The sequence below is a fragment of the Arthrobacter oryzae genome (assembly GCF_031454875.1).
Taxonomy (GTDB): Bacteria; Actinomycetota; Actinomycetes; order Actinomycetales; family Micrococcaceae; genus Arthrobacter; species Arthrobacter oryzae_D.
This window is the reverse complement of the sequence record NZ_JAVDRQ010000006.1, coordinates 1-15843: the sequence shown is the minus strand read 5'-3', so window position 1 is coordinate 15843 and position 15843 is coordinate 1. Positions and strand designations below refer to the sequence as shown.

Annotated in this window: 20 protein-coding genes and 1 pseudogene; 15 read left to right on the top strand and 6 right to left on the bottom strand. The window is 63.4% G+C overall.

Annotated elements, in window-relative coordinates:
• Positions 1 to 95: 95 nt before the first annotated feature.
• Positions 96 to 896: an IclR family transcriptional regulator gene (locus J2805_RS11935; protein WP_309976382.1), complete on the bottom strand. Its 801-nt coding sequence runs from the start codon at positions 894 to 896 to the stop codon at positions 96 to 98.
• Positions 897 to 1014: 118 nt separating this feature from the next.
• Here J2805_RS11935 and J2805_RS11930 point away from each other — a divergent pair, with 118 nt between their 5' ends.
• The 8 genes from J2805_RS11930 (at position 1015) to J2805_RS11895 (ending at position 8228) form a co-directional block, all read left to right on the top strand.
• Positions 1015 to 1518, top strand: coding sequence for a tripartite tricarboxylate transporter TctB family protein (locus tag J2805_RS11930; protein ID WP_309976380.1), 504 nt, complete (start codon positions 1015 to 1017; stop codon positions 1516 to 1518).
• Positions 1519 to 1520: 2 nt separating this feature from the next.
• Positions 1521 to 3023: a tripartite tricarboxylate transporter permease gene (locus tag J2805_RS11925; protein WP_309976378.1), complete on the top strand. Its 1503-nt coding sequence runs from the start codon at positions 1521 to 1523 to the stop codon at positions 3021 to 3023.
• A 53-nt stretch (positions 3024 to 3076) separates the two neighbouring features.
• Positions 3077 to 4084: a tripartite tricarboxylate transporter substrate binding protein gene (locus tag J2805_RS11920; RefSeq protein WP_309976376.1), complete on the top strand. Its 1008-nt coding sequence runs from the start codon at positions 3077 to 3079 to the stop codon at positions 4082 to 4084.
• A 32-nt stretch (positions 4085 to 4116) separates the two neighbouring features.
• A complete protein-coding gene (locus J2805_RS11915; RefSeq protein ID WP_309976374.1) occupies positions 4117 to 4746 on the top strand; it encodes an RraA family protein in 630 nt (209 codons plus the stop codon).
• Between the two features lie 20 nt (positions 4747 to 4766).
• Complete coding sequence (locus J2805_RS11910; RefSeq protein WP_309976372.1) at positions 4767 to 5555, top strand: NAD(P)-dependent oxidoreductase; 789 nt, start codon at positions 4767 to 4769, stop codon at positions 5553 to 5555.
• A gap of 81 nt (positions 5556 to 5636) precedes the next feature.
• Positions 5637 to 6974, top strand: a complete 1338-nt coding sequence (locus J2805_RS11905) for a TRAP transporter large permease subunit (RefSeq protein WP_309976370.1) — start codon at positions 5637 to 5639, stop codon at positions 6972 to 6974.
• A gap of 10 nt (positions 6975 to 6984) precedes the next feature.
• Positions 6985 to 7242, top strand: a complete 258-nt coding sequence (locus tag J2805_RS11900) for a hypothetical protein (RefSeq protein ID WP_309976368.1) — start codon at positions 6985 to 6987, stop codon at positions 7240 to 7242.
• Positions 7239 to 8228 (top strand): cyclase family protein, encoded by a 990-nt coding sequence (locus J2805_RS11895; protein ID WP_309976366.1) that lies wholly within the window; start codon positions 7239 to 7241, stop codon positions 8226 to 8228. Before J2805_RS11900 ends, J2805_RS11895 begins: the two co-directional genes overlap by 4 nt.
• A 51-nt stretch (positions 8229 to 8279) precedes the next feature.
• Here the strand turns inward: J2805_RS11895 and J2805_RS11890 are convergent, their stop codons facing one another.
• Together J2805_RS11890 and J2805_RS11885 are read right to left on the bottom strand one after the other, a co-directional pair.
• Entirely contained in the window at positions 8280 to 8672 is a 393-nt protein-coding gene (locus J2805_RS11890) for a VOC family protein (protein ID WP_309976364.1), read from the bottom strand.
• Complete coding sequence (locus J2805_RS11885; protein WP_309976362.1) at positions 8665 to 9495, bottom strand: arsenate reductase/protein-tyrosine-phosphatase family protein; 831 nt, start codon at positions 9493 to 9495, stop codon at positions 8665 to 8667. Before J2805_RS11885 ends, J2805_RS11890 begins: the two co-directional genes overlap by 8 nt.
• Before the next feature lie 209 nt (positions 9496 to 9704).
• Here J2805_RS11885 and J2805_RS11880 point away from each other — a divergent pair, with 209 nt between their 5' ends.
• From J2805_RS11880 to J2805_RS11855, 6 genes and pseudogenes are all read left to right on the top strand, one after another.
• Positions 9705 to 10121 (top strand): GlcG/HbpS family heme-binding protein, encoded by a 417-nt coding sequence (locus J2805_RS11880; protein WP_309976360.1) that lies wholly within the window; start codon positions 9705 to 9707, stop codon positions 10119 to 10121.
• A gap of 73 nt (positions 10122 to 10194) precedes the next feature.
• Positions 10195 to 10551: pseudogene (locus J2805_RS11875) on the top strand (alpha/beta fold hydrolase); the annotation flags it as partial.
• A gap of 267 nt (positions 10552 to 10818) precedes the next feature.
• On the top strand, positions 10819 to 11160 hold the full coding sequence (locus J2805_RS11870) for a DUF3846 domain-containing protein (protein WP_309976356.1): 342 nt from the start codon (positions 10819 to 10821) through the stop codon (positions 11158 to 11160).
• 195 nt (positions 11161 to 11355) lie between these two features.
• Complete coding sequence (locus J2805_RS11865) at positions 11356 to 11994, top strand: GOLPH3/VPS74 family protein (RefSeq protein ID WP_309976354.1); 639 nt, start codon at positions 11356 to 11358, stop codon at positions 11992 to 11994.
• A 42-nt stretch (positions 11995 to 12036) separates the two neighbouring features.
• Entirely contained in the window at positions 12037 to 12867 is an 831-nt protein-coding gene (locus tag J2805_RS11860) for a GOLPH3/VPS74 family protein (RefSeq protein WP_309976352.1), read from the top strand.
• Positions 12868 to 12934: 67 nt separating this feature from the next.
• A complete protein-coding gene (locus J2805_RS11855; protein ID WP_309976350.1) occupies positions 12935 to 13720 on the top strand; it encodes an alpha/beta fold hydrolase in 786 nt (261 codons plus the stop codon).
• Between the two features lie 15 nt (positions 13721 to 13735).
• Here the strand turns inward: J2805_RS11855 and J2805_RS11850 are convergent, their stop codons facing one another.
• Positions 13736 to 14170, bottom strand: a complete 435-nt coding sequence (locus J2805_RS11850) for a hypothetical protein (protein ID WP_309976348.1) — start codon at positions 14168 to 14170, stop codon at positions 13736 to 13738.
• A 283-nt stretch (positions 14171 to 14453) separates the two neighbouring features.
• Here J2805_RS11850 and J2805_RS11845 point away from each other — a divergent pair, with 283 nt between their 5' ends.
• Positions 14454 to 14753, top strand: coding sequence for a DUF6221 family protein (locus J2805_RS11845; protein ID WP_309976346.1), 300 nt, complete (start codon positions 14454 to 14456; stop codon positions 14751 to 14753).
• Positions 14754 to 14781: 28 nt separating this feature from the next.
• On the opposite strand, the gene J2805_RS11840 is transcribed toward J2805_RS11845, so the two are convergent.
• Positions 14782 to 15030, bottom strand: a complete 249-nt coding sequence (locus J2805_RS11840) for a hypothetical protein (RefSeq protein WP_309976344.1) — start codon at positions 15028 to 15030, stop codon at positions 14782 to 14784.
• Between the two features lie 182 nt (positions 15031 to 15212).
• Positions 15213 to 15386, bottom strand: a complete 174-nt coding sequence (locus J2805_RS11835; protein ID WP_309976342.1) for a CsbD family protein — start codon at positions 15384 to 15386, stop codon at positions 15213 to 15215.
• Positions 15387 to 15843 lie beyond the last annotated feature (457 nt).

The window sequence follows — 15843 nt, the reverse complement described above, 5'->3', positions numbered from 1 at the left end:
TGAAATAGCTCGACGACGTTACCGAACGGATCCTCCAGCAGGATCTGCTGGCCGCCCGTGTGGTCCCTTCCATGCACGACGGCGGGAACCGCCGCCTAATAGACGGAGCCCTCCAGCAGTTCCGAGAGCCTTGCGGCAGCACGCCGAAGTTCCGGGACCCCTGCCAGGAGCGTGGCTTCGCTGGCAGCTTCCACCGGACTGGTGAGCGAAATTGATTCGCTGGGGCGCCCGGCCCTGTTGGGCACGGCAACGGCGACAGACAGTACGCCGGTAGCACGCTCATCGGCCGAGTAGGCGAAGTCGGCCTCTGGTTCGGGCAGCCGGGAGCGCAGCGCCTCGGCCGTGAAGTCCGGGCCCTCATGGCCGCCCGCTATGGCGGCTTCGACCACCTGCCGCAGCTCCTCGGCAGATGCCGAGGCGAGCAGGATCTTGCCCGCCGCACCAAGGGTAAGCGGCAGCCGCTTGCCCAACGGGAGGTCGTACCGGAGCGGGGCTTCACCGTCGACTCGGGCGACAAGGATCCTCTCGAAACCCAGGCGCGTGTACAGCGATGCCGTGAGTCCGGTCTGCGACGCGACCTGCTGCAGAACAGGACGGGCCGAGACCACCAGCGGATCATTCTCCAGATAGCTCCGGGCCGCCGGCAGCACTGCCGGTCCGATCCGATAGGACTTATCGGTCTGGCTGACCATGCCGAAGTCCTGCAGAACACGCAGGATCCTCAAGGTGGTGGGCGAACTCATGCCGCAGGCCCTGGCGAGGTCACTCAGGCGCTGGGGGCGCTCCGCCCGCTGTAGTTCCGCGAAAACTTCCAGGGCCCGGGACAGGGACCTCATGTTCGAGGACTTCGGGCCGTCCTCTGCTGAGCCGCCTGAGTGCGTCGTCGCCGTCGTCATCCTTTCATTGTATGTAAGAACCTTCCACTTGACAGCCTATTGTGTCTGCTGTCACTATTTCTCTGTACGCAATATAGTTTCACTGTATGAAATGAAGTCGCGAGTAAGAAGGATTACGATGACAACGGAGTCACTCATTACGAAACCCCAAAGCGCCGCCCGGGTGGCTCCATCCGTGCTGGTGGGCATCGGCGCCTTTGCCGCCGTCGGGGTCTATGTTCTGGTCAGCTCAATTCACCTGGGGCTGTGGACTTCACTGGGGCCGGGCCCGGGACTGTTTCCCTTTGCCATGGGCGCAGTGCTCGCCGCGATGGCGATTATCTGGCTGATCCAGGAGCTGCGCCGCCCCAGCGAGACAGCCGAAGGTGTAGACCGGGGCCTTGTGATCGCTGTTGTCCTCAGCCTGGCAATACTCGCGGCCGTGATGGACCTCCTCGGATTCCAGCTGAGCATGTTCCTGTTCCTCATGTACCACCTGAAGCTCCGCGGCCGCAGGACATGGGTGTCCTCGCTGATCATCGCCGTCGCCGGAAGTTTCGGCGCGTTCTACGCCTTCAATTACGGGCTGAACGTCTCGCTGCCGGTGTCTGCCATCCCCTTGCTGAACACGATCGGACTTTAGACGTGGATATTTTCAATGACCTGCTCGGCGGCTTTGCCGCCGCCCTGACTTGGCAGAACCTCCTGTTCGCCTTCCTCGGCTGCCTCTTGGGCACGATCATCGGCGTTCTTCCCGGTATCGGCCCTGTCGCCGGCGTTGCGCTTCTGATTCCCCTGACCCTGAACATGGATGCGACGGGCGCGATCATCATGCTGTGTGCCATCTTCTACGGCACCGCCTACGGGGGAACGATCACGAGTGTTCTGCTGAACACCCCGGGCGAAGCCGCCTCGGCAATCACGACCATCGATGGCTACGCCATGACGAAACTCGGCAAAGCCGGCGCGGCATTAACCATCGCCGCCGTTGGCTCCTTCGTCGGCGGAACCATCGCAACCATTGGCCTGGTTGCGGCCGCCAAGCCGCTCGGTGAACTGGGTCTGCTCGTCGGACCACCGGAGTTCTTCGCCCTGATGGTGGTGGGTATATCCCTGCTCGTCGCCCTCGCCGGAAAATCGATGGTCAAGGCCGTCATTTCCGGCGCTGTTGGCCTGCTCATTTCGATGGTCGGCATCGACCCGGTTGCCGGTGCCCCGCGCTTCACCTTCGGCATGGACCGGCTCCTGGACGGCGTCAGTTTCGTCGCCGTGATCGTTGGTGTGTTCGGACTCTCCGAGCTCCTGTCCTACCGCAAAGACAGCGCAACCCCCACCGTCCATGCTCCGAACCTGCGTTCGCTGCTCCCCACGGCCAACGAATGGCGCCGCAGCGCTCCGGCGATGGCCCGCGGCACCGGCATCGGCTTCGGCCTCGGGCTCATTCCCGGGATGACCGGTTCGGTGTCATCCCTGCTGGCGTACGGCGCGGAAAAGAAGTTCTCGCGCCATCGTAACGAACTCGGCAAGGGCGCCATCGAAGGTGTCGCTGGACCGGAAACGGCCAACAACTCCCACGCCAACGCCGCACTGATTCCCCTGTTTACCCTCGGTATCCCGGCATCGCCGACCATTGCCGTGCTGATGGGAGCCTTCTTGCAGCAGGGCCTGACACCGGGGCCCACCCTCTTCACGGAGAACGCCGATATTGCCTGGGCGATCATCGCCAGCCTGTTCATCGGAAACCTGATCCTGCTGCTGCTGAACGTGCCCCTTGTGGGGCTCTGGACCTCCATCCTCCGAGTACCGTCGTCGATCCTGACTGCCCTGATTCTGCTCTTTATGGTCATCGGCGCCTACACCATCAACTTCAGCGTCTTCGACGTGTTCGTGATGATCGGCTTCGGTCTCCTCGGACTCGCCCTGCGGCACCTCGATATTCCGCTGGCACCAATGGTGCTGACTCTGGTCCTCGGCCCGCTGATGGAGCGCTCCCTCCGGGAGTCCCTGGAAATCTCCCAGGGCGACTTCAGCATCTTCACCAGCCGCCCCATCTCCGCGGTCCTTATCGGACTCGGACTCCTCATCGTCTTCAGCCCGTTGCTCAAGCTCCGCAAGCCCAAAGCCCTGAACGAAGACCCGGAAACCTAAACCACCCGCATCCCTCACCCCCCCCAAGACCGTTCCTTCAAAGGAGAAGAATCATGATCACACGCCCCCGTATCGCCGCCGCGTTCGCAGCAGCGACCCTCATCGCACTTACCGGCTGCGGCGCCAACGCCGGAACCTCAACCACAGGGGCAGCCAATGACTTCCCGAAGAAGGGCAAGTCCATCGACCTCGTCGTGGCCTTCTCTTCCGGCGGGGCCGTTGACACTGCCGCCAGGCTCATCCAGCCGGTCCTCGAGAAGGAACTCGGCACCAACGTTGAGGTCATCAACAAGCCCGGCGCCGGCGGACAAATTGGCTACACGCAGCTGACCAGCGCCAAGCCCGACGGCTACACCATCGGTGCCACCGGTTCACCGTCCGTCGTCGTCTCACCCTTGGATCCTGCCCGAGGTGCCAAATACACCCGGGCGAGCTTCCAGCCGCTTGGCCGGCAGGTGATCGACCCCACCGTCATCGCCGTACAGCCCGACAGCCCCTACAAGACACTGAAGGAACTTCTCGACGCCGCTAAAGCCGACCCGAAATCCATGACGGCCAGTACCACGGGCCTGCAGACCGGTGAACACTTCGCCCTGGCCCAGATCCAGGAAGCCACCGGCGCAGAGTTCGCCCCGGTCCATTTCTCCGAAGGCGCCTCGCAGGCCACCACCGCGTTCCTGGGCAAGCACGTGGACATCCTCGTTGCCAACGTCAGCGACGTGACCGACCTGACCAAGCAGGGCAAAGCGCGCGTCCTGGGCGTCATGTCAGCAGAAAAGGCACCCTCGTTGCCGGACGTTCCCACGTTCAAGGCAGCCGGTTACGACCTTGTGGCCGGTACTGCCCGCGGCTACTCCGCCCCCGCCGGCCTGCCCGACGCGGTCGCCGAAAAGCTTGAAGCCGCCATCCAGAAAGCCATCGAAGATCCGACTGTCGTCCAGAAGATGAACGACCTCGGCCTGCAGACCGCCTACCTCAACGGTGACGACTACGAACAGTTCTGGGCCGGCCAGGAAGACGACTTCAAGAAAGTCCTTCCCCTCGTTCAGAAGACTGACTAACCCCCTAACGCCGACGCAACGGAAGAACACTCATGACCACCCCAGCCCTTGACACGATCGATGCTGACTTTCCTCGCCCCGACAGGGATGTCGTGGAACGTCTGGCCAAACTTCCCGCCGCCAACATCGGTGACGCCGTGGACCGGCTAGGTGTCGCGCACTCCGCGATCCAGGCGATCTGGCCCGGTGCCCGCATCGCGGGCCCCGCCTTCACCGTCTGGACACGCCCCGGAGATAACCAGGGCATCCACAAGGCCCTCGAGCATGCACGCCCCGGAGACGTGATCGTCGTAGCCGGCGGCGGTGACGACTCCCGGGCCCTCCTGGGTGAACTCATCGGCGAACGGGCCATCAATCTCGGCATCGCAGGATTCGCCCTGGACGGGGCCGCCCGGGATGCAGAAGCACTCGCCGAGATTGGCATGCCCGTCTTCGCCCGCGCCACCACACCGGCCGGGCCCTACAAAAATGGTCCCTACCGGCTGGGAACGCCGGTCGCTTTCGGCGGCGTCCCTGTTCTCCCGGGCGACATCATCATCGGCGACTCGGACGGGCTGGTGGTCATTCCCCGTGAACAGGCAGCAGCTGTAGCTGAAGCCGCGGAAGCGGTGTTCGCGGATGAGACCAACCGTCGGCAAGCAATCGTCGCAGCTCGCCACTAAAGCAAGAAAGACCCAAAACAATGACAGCATGCGCCATTATTGGCCTCGGCGAAGCCGGAGCCACCTACGCCTCAGCGCTCATCGCCAAGGGCCACACCGTCACCGGTTTTGATCCGGTGGCTCCGTCCACGCCGGCCGGTGTTACCAGGGCTGCCACCGCAGCGGAAGCCTGCACCGGAGCGGACATCGTCCTGGTCATGACCGGAGCCGCCGCGGCCCGAAGCGTAGCCCAGGAATGCCTGCCCGTCCTGGCAGCAAGCAGTACCTATGCGGACTTCACCTCATCGTCCCCTGATGTCATGCGTGAACTGGGACAGCTGCCCAGCCAGGCGGATTTTGCCGATGTCGCCATCCTCGGACCCGTCGCCGCCCTGGGGGAGAAGACACCGCTCATGGTCAGCGGCCCCGGTTCCCAGGCAGTCGCCGACCTCCTCACCCCCCTTGGTGTCGACGTCGAGACCGCCGAAGGTGAGCCGGGTGCAGCCATGGCCCATAAACTGCTCCGCAGCGTCCTCATGAAAGGGCTGGCGTCCGTAGTCGTTGAAGCCGTCACTGCAGGCAGGGCTGCCGGACTTGAGGACTGGATCCGGGAGCAGATCGCACGGCAGCTCGCCGGCGATGGCCAGGCGGTCATCGACAGGTTCCTCACCGGCACGGCCAAGCATGCACTGCGGCGTTCCAAGGAAATGCAGGACACCGCGAGCTACCTGTCGGACCTCGGGGTGCCGGCCGAGATGACTACAGCCTCTGCCAGTGCGCTCACACGCATGGCACAGGAAACCGCGCCCGCGGCGCCGGCCTTGCGCTGACATCAGCATCAGGCAGAATCAGAAACAGGAATCAACGGTGACCTTCCTAACCGCCAAAGAAATTCCGTCAGGAGCAACCGCATGATCGGCATCTGGGCACTCGGCGCCTATCTTGCCGTCATCCTGCTCTGGACAACGCTGATCAAACGCAGCGTCGGGGAAGCCATGATCCTCGGCTTCCTGGTGGTGCTTCCCTTCACCGGTGCCTCCGCCGCCCAGATCGGCTGGAGTGCCTTCTACTCAGCCATTACGGACGAAATCGTCTACGCAACGATGGCGTTTGTCTTTATGGGATACCTGCTGGATAAGGGCGGCGTGCTGGACCGGCTCATTGACTTGTTGAATTCCCTGATCGGCGGCGTCAAAGGCGGGCCGGCGTGGGTTTCAACGGTCGCGTCAGCAGGCTTGGGCGGGGTGGTCCACAACCAAGCTGCCATAGCCGCGACCGTCGGATCCGTCACCATTCCCTGGATGGAAAAATCCAGACTCGACAAGCCTTCAGCCGCGACTCTGGTGGCGGGTAACGCAGGAATGGGCATCACCTTCCCGTTCAGCGCCTCCATGTTCGTTCTGGTCGGATCCGCGACCGTCGGCCCTCTGCTGGACGTCGACGCTCTCGTCCTGCCGCTGCTCTTCGGCGGGCTGTGGTGCTTCCTGCACAGGCTGATCGTGACCTGGCTGCTGATCCGCAAGAGCAGGATGACTCCCTTGGATGCCGCCCACCGGCTATCTGTCCGGACGGCGTTCGGCCGCGGTTGGGCCACCATGCTGCTGTTCGTGGTGGTGGCCATCCCGCTGATCATCACCTCCGGCGCCATTGCCACGGCGCTCTCGGACTGGACCGGGGGAGACGTCACCAAACTGATCAGTGTCATCGTCTGGATCCCTGTGGTCCTGATCATTACCGGTGCGCTGCTGGGGCGGAAGAAGCTCCCGAACAGCGGGCGGGCCTGGTGGACCATGCTGCAGGACTCCGCCCCGCGCTTTGGCATCGTCGGCGTGACCGTTGTCTTCGCTTTCGCCGGTGCGAACGCCCTCGCCGCCACCGGCCTTCCGAAACAGATGACGGCACTGCTCAACGGGATGAACCTGCCGTTGTGGCTTCTCGCGATCCTGATCGGCCTGATCATCATTGCCGTTGCGGCACCCCTGTCCGCGACAGCAACGATGGCTGCGGTGGGTACGGTCGGCGTCGCCGCTCTGGTCGCCGCCGGAGTTCCGGCCACAACTGCCGCCGTTGCAGTCTTGGTCTTTTCCTCCTGTGAAGCCGCCGTCCCTCCAGGCGGCGCGCCGCTCTATGTCGCCTGCGGCATCGCGGACGTCAACCCGATCAAGACCTTCGCCCGGCTGCTCACCCACTACGCCTTGCCCTTGCTGGGCATCGGTGTGCTGATCATCCTCGGCATCTTGCCGATCTAAGGAACCAAACATGCAAAAGACCCGAAAATACATCGAGGCCATTTTCGTCCTGACCCTCGCCGCGTTCCTGCTGGGCGGCGTGCTCTTTGTGATCGGGCAGGCTGCCGCACTCCTTTTTGGGCAGGGAAACTGGCTGCTGTTTTTCAACGAAGCCGTCAAGCCGCCGATGTGTATCGCAGCGTCGATCTGTGCTGTCGCCGGATTTCTCCTCAGCTACCAGCGACACCGGAAGCACAATCAGACACCCCAAGAGGCAGCGACGCGATGACCGATACCACCGAAGCCGGAACCTACCCAACGTTTGCCGAGTTGCAGGATCGCGAAGGAGAGCTCGCCGGAACCTCCTGGGACCTGTTCAAAGAGCCGTGGCGCGGAACGCCATCCTTCATCACACAGGACCGCGTTCTGTCGGCCAGGAGTTGCATTCGAACCGGAACGGTGTTTGGACTCGATTATCCCGCAGATGCCTTCGATCCCGGGATGTCAATTAAGCGCGGAGCGCCGCGTCACACCATCTACTCATCGCACCCCGCGCATCGGGACGACTATCTCGACGGATATTACCTCCAGGGATCGTCGCAGATCGACGGCCTGCGGCACCGCCGGGCGGACGACGTCGGCTTCTACAACGCCACCCCCGATGACCGTATTCGCGAAGGCACACCGGACCTCGGCGTCCAGGAATGGGCGGAGAACCCCATTGCCGGCAGAGGCGTGCTGGTCGACCTGGACGGGTACCGCTCCGGCCAAAGCAATCCCATAGACCATGCGGGCGGCGAACCCCTGAGCTTCAGCCTGATCCAGGACGCCATCCAGGCCCAGTCCATCAGGACTCGCCCGGGCGATATCCTCATGCTCCATACCGGTTGGTGCGAGTGGTTCCTTGCTCTGCCCACAGAACAAAAACAGCGGACCCGGGACAGCCGCCGGGCAACCGGTATAGCCCAGTCACTGGAATTCGTTGCCTGGGCCTGGGACAACCGGCTTTCCCTTCTTGCCGCCGATAACTTTGCGTTCGAATGCCTGCCCGTCGTGCCCCAAAGCCCATTCCTGCATTCGGCACCCAACGACCACGGCATGATGCATCAGCAACTCCTCGCAAAACTCGGGATGCCCCTTGGCGAACTCTGGAAACTGGGCCCCCTCGCACAACACATGAGGGCCAGCGGCAGATGGGACGCGTTCGTCAGCATTAAGCCGTTGAGCATCACCGGGGGTACCGGCTCGCCGGCAAATGCCACCGCTATCACCTGAGTTTGAAAGAACGCATGGCCTTCAGGCTGCCGGCCTCCAGTCTCGACGCGATCAAGTATCGGCGGGCTGGAACAGCTCGACGACGTTACCGGACGGATCCTCCAGCAGGATCTGCTGGCCGCCCGGACCTATAACGATGTCGTTCCGGAACGTGAGGCCGGCCGCGCGAAGCCGGTCCACTTCGGCCGCAATGTCGCTCACGATGAGGTGGATGCGGTTCCAGCCTCCCGGTGCCGGGACCGCGCCGTCGGGCATTGGTCGGCCTGCTGAGCTGGTGGGTCCGCTCAGCAGCAGGCGTAACTGACCGCGCACGACGTCGGCAAACGCCGGTGCCGCGTTCATTCTTACGGTGAAGCCGAGGTGCTTCGTGTAGAAGTCGATTGCGGCTTCGACGTCGGCAACCATGTACCGGACGCTGACCATCTCCGCACTGTTGTCAGCCATTTCTGGATCCTCTCCGGGCTCCTTGGGAGTCCTTGATCACGTACAGCAGGAACTGGATCCGTGTGCTCAGTTCATCCGCCATGCGGACGAATGCCGTGTATCCGCCGTCGGTGTTGGCGGCTTCGGCCGCCGGATCGGGAATGCTCCAGTGCACCAGCGCGGGCGGCCCGGGGAAGTCCGGACAGACTTCGCGCACGCGGTCGCACAAGCTGATGACGTAGTCGAAACGCTGCTCGACGAACTCACTCAGATGCTTGGAGCGGGCCCCGCTGATATCGATGCCGCGATCACGCATCACGCGGATGGCATCGGCGTGGAGGGCCTTGGGATGACTGCCGGCGCTGACGGCTTCAACCCGCGGACCGCCGAGGCCGTTCAGGATCGCCTCGGCCACTTGGGACCGGGCGCTGTTGCCCGTGCACAGGAACAGCACCCGAACGGGTGACTGCGCGGGTGGCTGCGTCGGCTGCCGGCCGGGCTCGCGCGGCGGCGGAATCAGCTCGGCCGGGACAAGCCGGAGGCCCGGATGAAGCGCGGCACCGGCTTCGGCAAGCCGTTCGCGATACGCAGCCAGGTTGAGGCTGCAGTAGGTGTCACGCCCGTCAGCCGAGCTGCGCCGCATGGTCACCAGCCCGCCCGCCCGCAGCTGGCCCAGATGGTACGACGTCAGGCTTTGCCTCTGACCGACCAGCGCCGAAAGCTCGCGGACCTGAAGGTCGCTGCGTGCCAGTTCGCCGAGAAGCTGCCACCTAACGTGGTGCCCGGCCAGTCGCAGGAACCCTGCCGATGCTGCCTGCGGGTCCGCGGTCATGGAGTGACTCACACCATAATCCTAGATCTTCTTTGCTGGATCGATCAATCTATTTTGATTGGTTTTTGGCGCCCACGGCAGCCAACGCAAGCGGACAACGGCGGGAAGTCCCGCAGCCTGTCCATGCCGCTTCGCCAGTGCGACCACCGGCTCCTTGACGCCAACCCGCGAAAGTATGCCGGGCATGATGTTCCGGCCAGGATCTAGTGAAGGATAAGAAATTGAGCGATATTTCCTTGGAGCAGGCACAGGCGATTGTTGAGGCCTGCCTGGCAGAAGCCCGCAACATCAACACCGCCATGAACATTGCCGTCGTCGATGCCGGGGGTAACCTCAAGGCCTTCGCCAGAATGGACGACGCATGGCTGGGCAGCATCGACATCGCCCAGAAAAAGGCCCGCACCGCGCGTTTCTTCGACATGGAAACAGGGGACATCGGTGGGCTTTCCCAGCCCGGCGGCCCCCTGTACAACATCGAGGTGTCCAACGGCGGGCTAATTACCTTTCCGGGCGGCATCCCGCTGGTTCTGGATGGTCAGACCGTGGGCGGCGTTGGCGTCAGCGGGAGCACGGTGGACAATGACAGACGGTCGCCCAAGCGGGAGCGAAGGCACTGTTCTGATGCGCCCGGACTTTGAATGCGACGAGAACTGTCCGTTCTGTTCGGGACCGGAGACGGACTGACGTTCTTCCGCAGCGGCACCAAACGCAAGCGTTCCGGCACGATTGGAGCCGCTGTTCTTCGACCCGGACTGGGCAGCGAAGCACCCTGATGCGGTACGCACTTTCTTCAACTCACGGGCGTCCGCCTGGGCCAAATCCCGTCACTTCCGCGCCAGCCGGGAGCACGACGCGTGGAGCCGGCTCGGCTCCATCCAATCGCCAACCCTCATTCTCCACGGCGCCGAAGATGCGCTGACGCCCCTACCCAACGCCATCCGGCTGCATCAGCACATACGCCGTTCCACGCTGGTCAGGCTCCCCGGCGCCGGCCACGCCCTCCATCTGGACCATCCCGAAACCATCCAGTGGATCCGGCAATTCATTGCGGCTAAAGGGTCACACTAAAAACGCAGGCCGACGACGGCGGGACGTCCGGCCGCCGTCGTATCTTTCTGCGGTTTTCTGGAAACTGGCATAAAAAATATAAGTGTGTATGGTATCGGGTAGATACAAGCACAGAAAGGTGTGATTCCAATGTCAGGAAAATCGCCCAGGAGCGTCAGCGCCAAAAAAGCGGGAAAGTCTATTCTCGAAAAACGAGCCGAGAAAAAGGCAAAAAACGAAACTAGTGAAATTCAGTTCGTAAAGCCGCGTAAAAACCAGCGCTAGCCCATGAACGCCTACAACGCCCTGATCGTGCCCGCCCGCCTCACCCGGCAGGTGCGCATCGAAACCGTGGACACGGGCACGGCCGCACTGCAGCAGCTGGTTGCCGGAAACTTCGAATCCATCACGGGTGCCGACTGGCATGTGTACCTGAATGACGGGGGAACCCGCATGCCCCCCAATGTTCGGGCCGAAGTTCTCATCCGAGAAGCAGGCATTGATCTCGAGGGCGCGTTCAATGGAACGGCGGTTTTCCTGGGCCATGGAAAGTCCGGTAATGAATTAGATGCCCCTCGCCATCTAATTCGGCTTGCGGAGCAGCTTTTCAGTTTGCCGCTGGCAGCGTAACAAATAAGCAATCGCCTGTGTTCAGAATGCTAAAGCTGCACAGCCGTGACAATCCTGTGCTGCACTTTCATATTTGTTCCGAGGAATGAGTCTGCTAATTCGGAAATCGCTTCGCTGCCGGCGGCAGGTCCTGCCGTCGTCCGTCCCGCATTAATCGCCGTTGTGGTGTCTGCTGAACTGGGCCACCATGATCGTATGAACGCTGAAACACCGAAGGCCGAGGAGCTGAGCCTTCCCCAGGCTTTCCTCCTCCTGGCGACAAACGACAAGAACGGCGAACCTGAACTGCCGGTAGTCGTACTCAAGGCCGTTCTGGCCGGGGCAATACTGGCCGAGCTGCACCTGCTCAACGCGGTCGGGCTGCAGGGCAAGCACGTCAGGGCCACCGGAACCGCCCCGGAATCGGACTTCCAGCACCAGCTGGAACTGATCCGGGACAAGTCGCGGCCCCACACTCCCAAGCGGTGGGTCTCCATGCTGGAGAGCCGCGCAGAGCTCCACCGTGTCTACGAGGGGATGGTGTCGCTGGGTATTTTGGAACATGTGGGCGAAAAACACCTCGGCCTGTTCGGGTCCACGCGGTATCCGGAGAAGGACCACGCCCCCGAAGCGGCAATCCTGCAGAAGATCCAGGACGCCCTCGGCGGTTCGCTGTCCGATTCACGGACCACGGCACTGATGGCCCTGCTTCAGGCCGCGGGACTGCTCGACAGGCTTTTCCCGGCAGCAGACCAGAACCGGGTAAGGCAGCTGGTGAAGGACCACTGGCCGTCCCGCGCGGTGATGGACGAACTGCGCATGATCAGGCTGGCGGAGGCAGAAGCGGCAACCTAGGCGACCGTTGTGGCGGGTGCCCAACGGGTCCACCATGAAGGTATGAACGCTGAGACACCGAAGGCCGAGGAGCTGAGCCTTCCGGAGGCTTTCCTCCTGCTGGCGACGAACGACAAGGACGGCGAACCCGAACTGCCGGCGTACGTACTCAGGACCACGCTGGCAGGGGCGATCCTGGCGGAGCTGGACCTGATCGGCGCCATCAAGCTGGAGGGCAAACACGTCAGGGCCACGGGAACGGCCCCGGAATCGAAGTTCCAGCACGAGCTGGAACTCATCCGGGAAAAGTCACGGCCCCACACTCCCAAACGGTGGGTCTCCATCCTGGAGGGCCGCGGCGAAGTGCACCGCGTGTACGAAGTGATGGCGTCGGAGGGCATCGTGGAGCCTATTGGCGAAAAACACCTTGGCCTGTTCAAGACCACCCGCTATCCGGAAAAGGACCACACTCCGGAGGCCGCGCTACTGCATGAGGTCCAGGCAACACTCGGACTCAAGCCGTCAGGCGCAACTCCGCTCGACGCCACCCTCGCTGGTGCCCCGCCGCCCGAAGCAGATGCGGCGGAAGCGCTGGCAGCCGCCGGGCCGGCAAGTGCCGAGCCGCCCGCCGCTGCGCCGCCCGAAGCAGCGACGCCTGATGCCACACCGCTGAGTGCTGCGCGGGCGAGTGCCACACCGCCGAGTGCCACGCCGCGCGCCGCCAGGACCACGGCACTGATCGCGCTGCTTCAGGCAGCCGGGCTGCTCGGCAACCTGTTCCCGGAAGCAGACCAGGAGCGGGCGATTGAGCTGGTGAAGAACCACTGGCCGTCCCGTGCGGTGGAGGACGAGCTGCGCCTGATCAGGCTGGGCGTGGACGAAGCTACAATCTAGCGGCCGGCCCAACTGCCCGGGACCGGCAGGCCTGTTTTGTCGGCTGCGCCCGGGGTTAGGATGCCGTGTGACTTTCACCCACGGCTTCGCGGGCACCAACGGCCTCCACATGTACTACGAGGTCCACGGCCAAGCAGTGCCCGGCCAGCCGCCGCTGCTTCTCATCCCGGGCGGCGGCTCCACGATCGGAACCAACTTCGCCGAACTTATCCCGCTTCTGGCCGAGCAGCGTCAGGTGATTGCCGTTGAGGAGGAGGGGCACGGCCGCACCCAGCCGACCAGCCGCCCACTCACCGCCGAGAACTCCGCCGGTGACATCCTCGCCGTCCTGGAGCGGCTGAACGTGGACACCGTGGACGTGCTGGGATTCAGCGCCGGAGGCCACACCGCCGTCGCACTGGCACTTGGGGGTCCCTCCGTTGTCAGGCGCCTCATCGTGGCCTCCACCTTTGTAAGCCGCGACGCCGTGCCGGACGAGTTCTGGGACGGCATGGCTGAAGCCACCCCGGATGACATGCCTGACACCTATAAGGACGCGGACCGCCTGCTCAATCCGGAGCCCGGCCACCTGGAGCGGCTCTTCGAGCTGGACAGGCAGCGCATCCTAAACTTCCCGGGATGGACCGCCGCCGAGCTGGGCACCATCACGGCACCCACCCTCGTCGTGAGTGCCGACCGCGACGTTGTCACTGCCGAGTACGCCGCCCGGATGGCCGGGACCATCCCGGGCGCCCGCCTGCTGATCGTCCCCGGCGGCCACGGTGACTACCTCGGCGAACAGGCCGCCAGCGGCGGGGACCTCCGGACGATGCACGCCACCCTCCCGTTCCTGCTGCGGTTCCTCGGGGAATAGGCCGAACTCGATCGGTCACCCGGCGTCGGCTGGTTTGGCGAGCGTTATTTCGGTATGGGTGACGAGGGCGGAGCACTGGAATTGCGCGCTGCAGGTTTGCAGGTAGACAGAAGCTGCGGCGGCACCTTCATTGAACGCCATCATATTTGGAATCACTCGTATGGTGACTGTTTGGGCCTGCTTGGTGCAGCTGAGCTGATCGTTTCCACCGCCGCCGGCGATCCGTCCATCGCTGACTCTTTGGGTGATTTGGACGACCGGTATTGCGATGATCAGGGCGGGGTCGGAATCGCAGACGAAGGTGACGGGAACATCCACCGCGGCGCCATCGGCGACGAGGATTCCCGGGCCGGCGCTCACGAGCGTGGCAGGGGCTGCCTGCGCTGGGGTGGCGGTGGTCACGAGCATGGCGGCAAAAGCGGCGGCGAGGCAGCTTCTGGTGGCTGACATCAGGTTCTCCCTTGAACGGAAGCGTGGCGTCCTGTGTTCCGCATTGCGGCCAGTGCGGTGACTGGGCGTCTTTTATGTACGGGGCGTAGCCCCTGACGGCAGCGCCGTTCGGGGCGCCGCCAGATGCGGCCGAAAGTCCGGTTGGCCGAAGACTACTCACTGCCTGCCAGTGTGACAATAGCAAGCAGGTGACAACGCAAACGGACGACGGCGGGAGGTCCCGCCGTCGTCCGTTCCCGCCCATGGTTTCGTGGAAACGGCGTAGGCAATGAAGAATGGGGGCATGGGCGACATCATCGAATTCCTGGAAGCTCGGGTTGCCGAGGACGAGGCAGCCGCTGCGGAGCTGGCGGAGATCGGACCGGGTCATCAGGCCATCGGCACCCGCCTGGAGGTTTCACCGTTTACAGCCGCCAGGGTGCTCGCCGAGTGCGCCGCCAAACGGAAGATCCTGGAGAATGTGCCGTTGGTTACCGACATACCGTCGCAGATGGGCGGGACCAGTGAGTACGTGCTGATGTGCCTCGCCTCGGTATACAGCTGGCACCCTGAGTATCAGGAGGGCTGGTCCGTCGCCGGCTAGGAGCTCGCCGTCCGGGACCAGTTGCCAATCAATGAGTCACCACCCCGCCGCCGTGGCCTCTCGGCCGACGCCCGTGGTCCGACCCGCTGAAGAGACCGACTAGGCCCCTTACCAAGCTGACTGTGGCGAGCTTCAAGAGGTACGCCACAGCCTGGAGCGCTCCGGCCACAAGCAGGAGCAGGAGCAGCATGACCAGGATCGGCAACAACAGTAGGACGATCGCGGCCATTGCCGCCATGTACATGAGGGCGTACCCTGCAGCGGTCGTCGGATCCACTGGACTTCCTATCGATAGCCGGATCACTCGCTCCGGATACTTGCTGCATTTTTAGCACTAAACTGCCAGCCTCAAATAGGGCCAATCGTCCCGGGTCCTCTATCCGGCTGACGACCCTTGGCCCGGACAGCCAGGAAGGGTGCAACCCGTGTTCGGTTGCACCCTTCCTTTTTGTTGCCGGTCTACTCCTTGAAGGCGTCCTTGACCTTCTCGCCGGCCTGCTTCAGATCCGCTTTGGCCTGGTCAGCCTGGCCTTCGGCCTTCAGGCCCGGATCATTCTTGGCCTCTCCGGCAGCTTCCTTGCCCTTGCCGCCAAGCTTCTCGGCAGCGTTTTCAATCTTGTCATCCAGACCCACGGTGATACTCCCTCCGGTTGGTGCCGCAAGCGATCCGCCCGCGGCTCACAACTTCATCGTAAACCCGCTACAGGCCAGATGGTAAGCATGCTGATTGCATTTGGCGGAAGCCGTGGCCACGGCGGACGACGTGCTAGGAGGACGAGTTGAGGGCACTTGACGGCGGAATGGCAAAGCCAGTTCTACCCCCAACGCTTGTATATAGGAACATCTCCGCCGGCCGCATCTGACGCTGACGCGGTGACCGGCCCGGTAGACCGGCCACTGCAGGACCACCGGCTCGACGAGCCGTAACCACGCCGCGCTGAAAGCGCGCCACAGATTCCTCTTGCCGAGGGAAACCAGAGAGCCGGCACCCCAGGTGAACTGGTCCCCGAAAGTTGGACTCTCAAATTTGTGAGGTCTCCACTTTAACGGCCAGCGACCGGCTCTTCTGAGAAGGCTCCGTCCCCACGTG

Coding starts and splice junctions, on each gene's coding strand:
- J2805_RS11905 (WP_309976370.1), top strand. CDS start 5,637: ATGATCGGCATCTGGGCACTCGGCGCCTATCTTGCCGTCATCCTGCTC.
- J2805_RS11915 (WP_309976374.1), top strand. CDS start 4,117: ATGACCACCCCAGCCCTTGACACGATCGATGCTGACTTTCCTCGCCCC.
- J2805_RS11845 (WP_309976346.1), top strand. CDS start 14,454: ATGGGCGACATCATCGAATTCCTGGAAGCTCGGGTTGCCGAGGACGAG.
- J2805_RS11865 (WP_309976354.1), top strand. CDS start 11,356: ATGAACGCTGAAACACCGAAGGCCGAGGAGCTGAGCCTTCCCCAGGCT.
- J2805_RS11935 (WP_309976382.1), bottom strand. CDS start 896: ATGACGACGGCGACGACGCACTCAGGCGGCTCAGCAGAGGACGGCCCG.
- J2805_RS11850 (WP_309976348.1), bottom strand. CDS start 14,170: ATGTCAGCCACCAGAAGCTGCCTCGCCGCCGCTTTTGCCGCCATGCTC.
- J2805_RS11900 (WP_309976368.1), top strand. CDS start 6,985: ATGCAAAAGACCCGAAAATACATCGAGGCCATTTTCGTCCTGACCCTC.
- J2805_RS11890 (WP_309976364.1), bottom strand. CDS start 8,672: ATGGCTGACAACAGTGCGGAGATGGTCAGCGTCCGGTACATGGTTGCC.
- J2805_RS11910 (WP_309976372.1), top strand. CDS start 4,767: ATGACAGCATGCGCCATTATTGGCCTCGGCGAAGCCGGAGCCACCTAC.
- J2805_RS11930 (WP_309976380.1), top strand. CDS start 1,015: ATGACAACGGAGTCACTCATTACGAAACCCCAAAGCGCCGCCCGGGTG.
- J2805_RS11920 (WP_309976376.1), top strand. CDS start 3,077: ATGATCACACGCCCCCGTATCGCCGCCGCGTTCGCAGCAGCGACCCTC.
- J2805_RS11895 (WP_309976366.1), top strand. CDS start 7,239: ATGACCGATACCACCGAAGCCGGAACCTACCCAACGTTTGCCGAGTTG.
- J2805_RS11860 (WP_309976352.1), top strand. CDS start 12,037: ATGAACGCTGAGACACCGAAGGCCGAGGAGCTGAGCCTTCCGGAGGCT.
- J2805_RS11870 (WP_309976356.1), top strand. CDS start 10,819: ATGAACGCCTACAACGCCCTGATCGTGCCCGCCCGCCTCACCCGGCAG.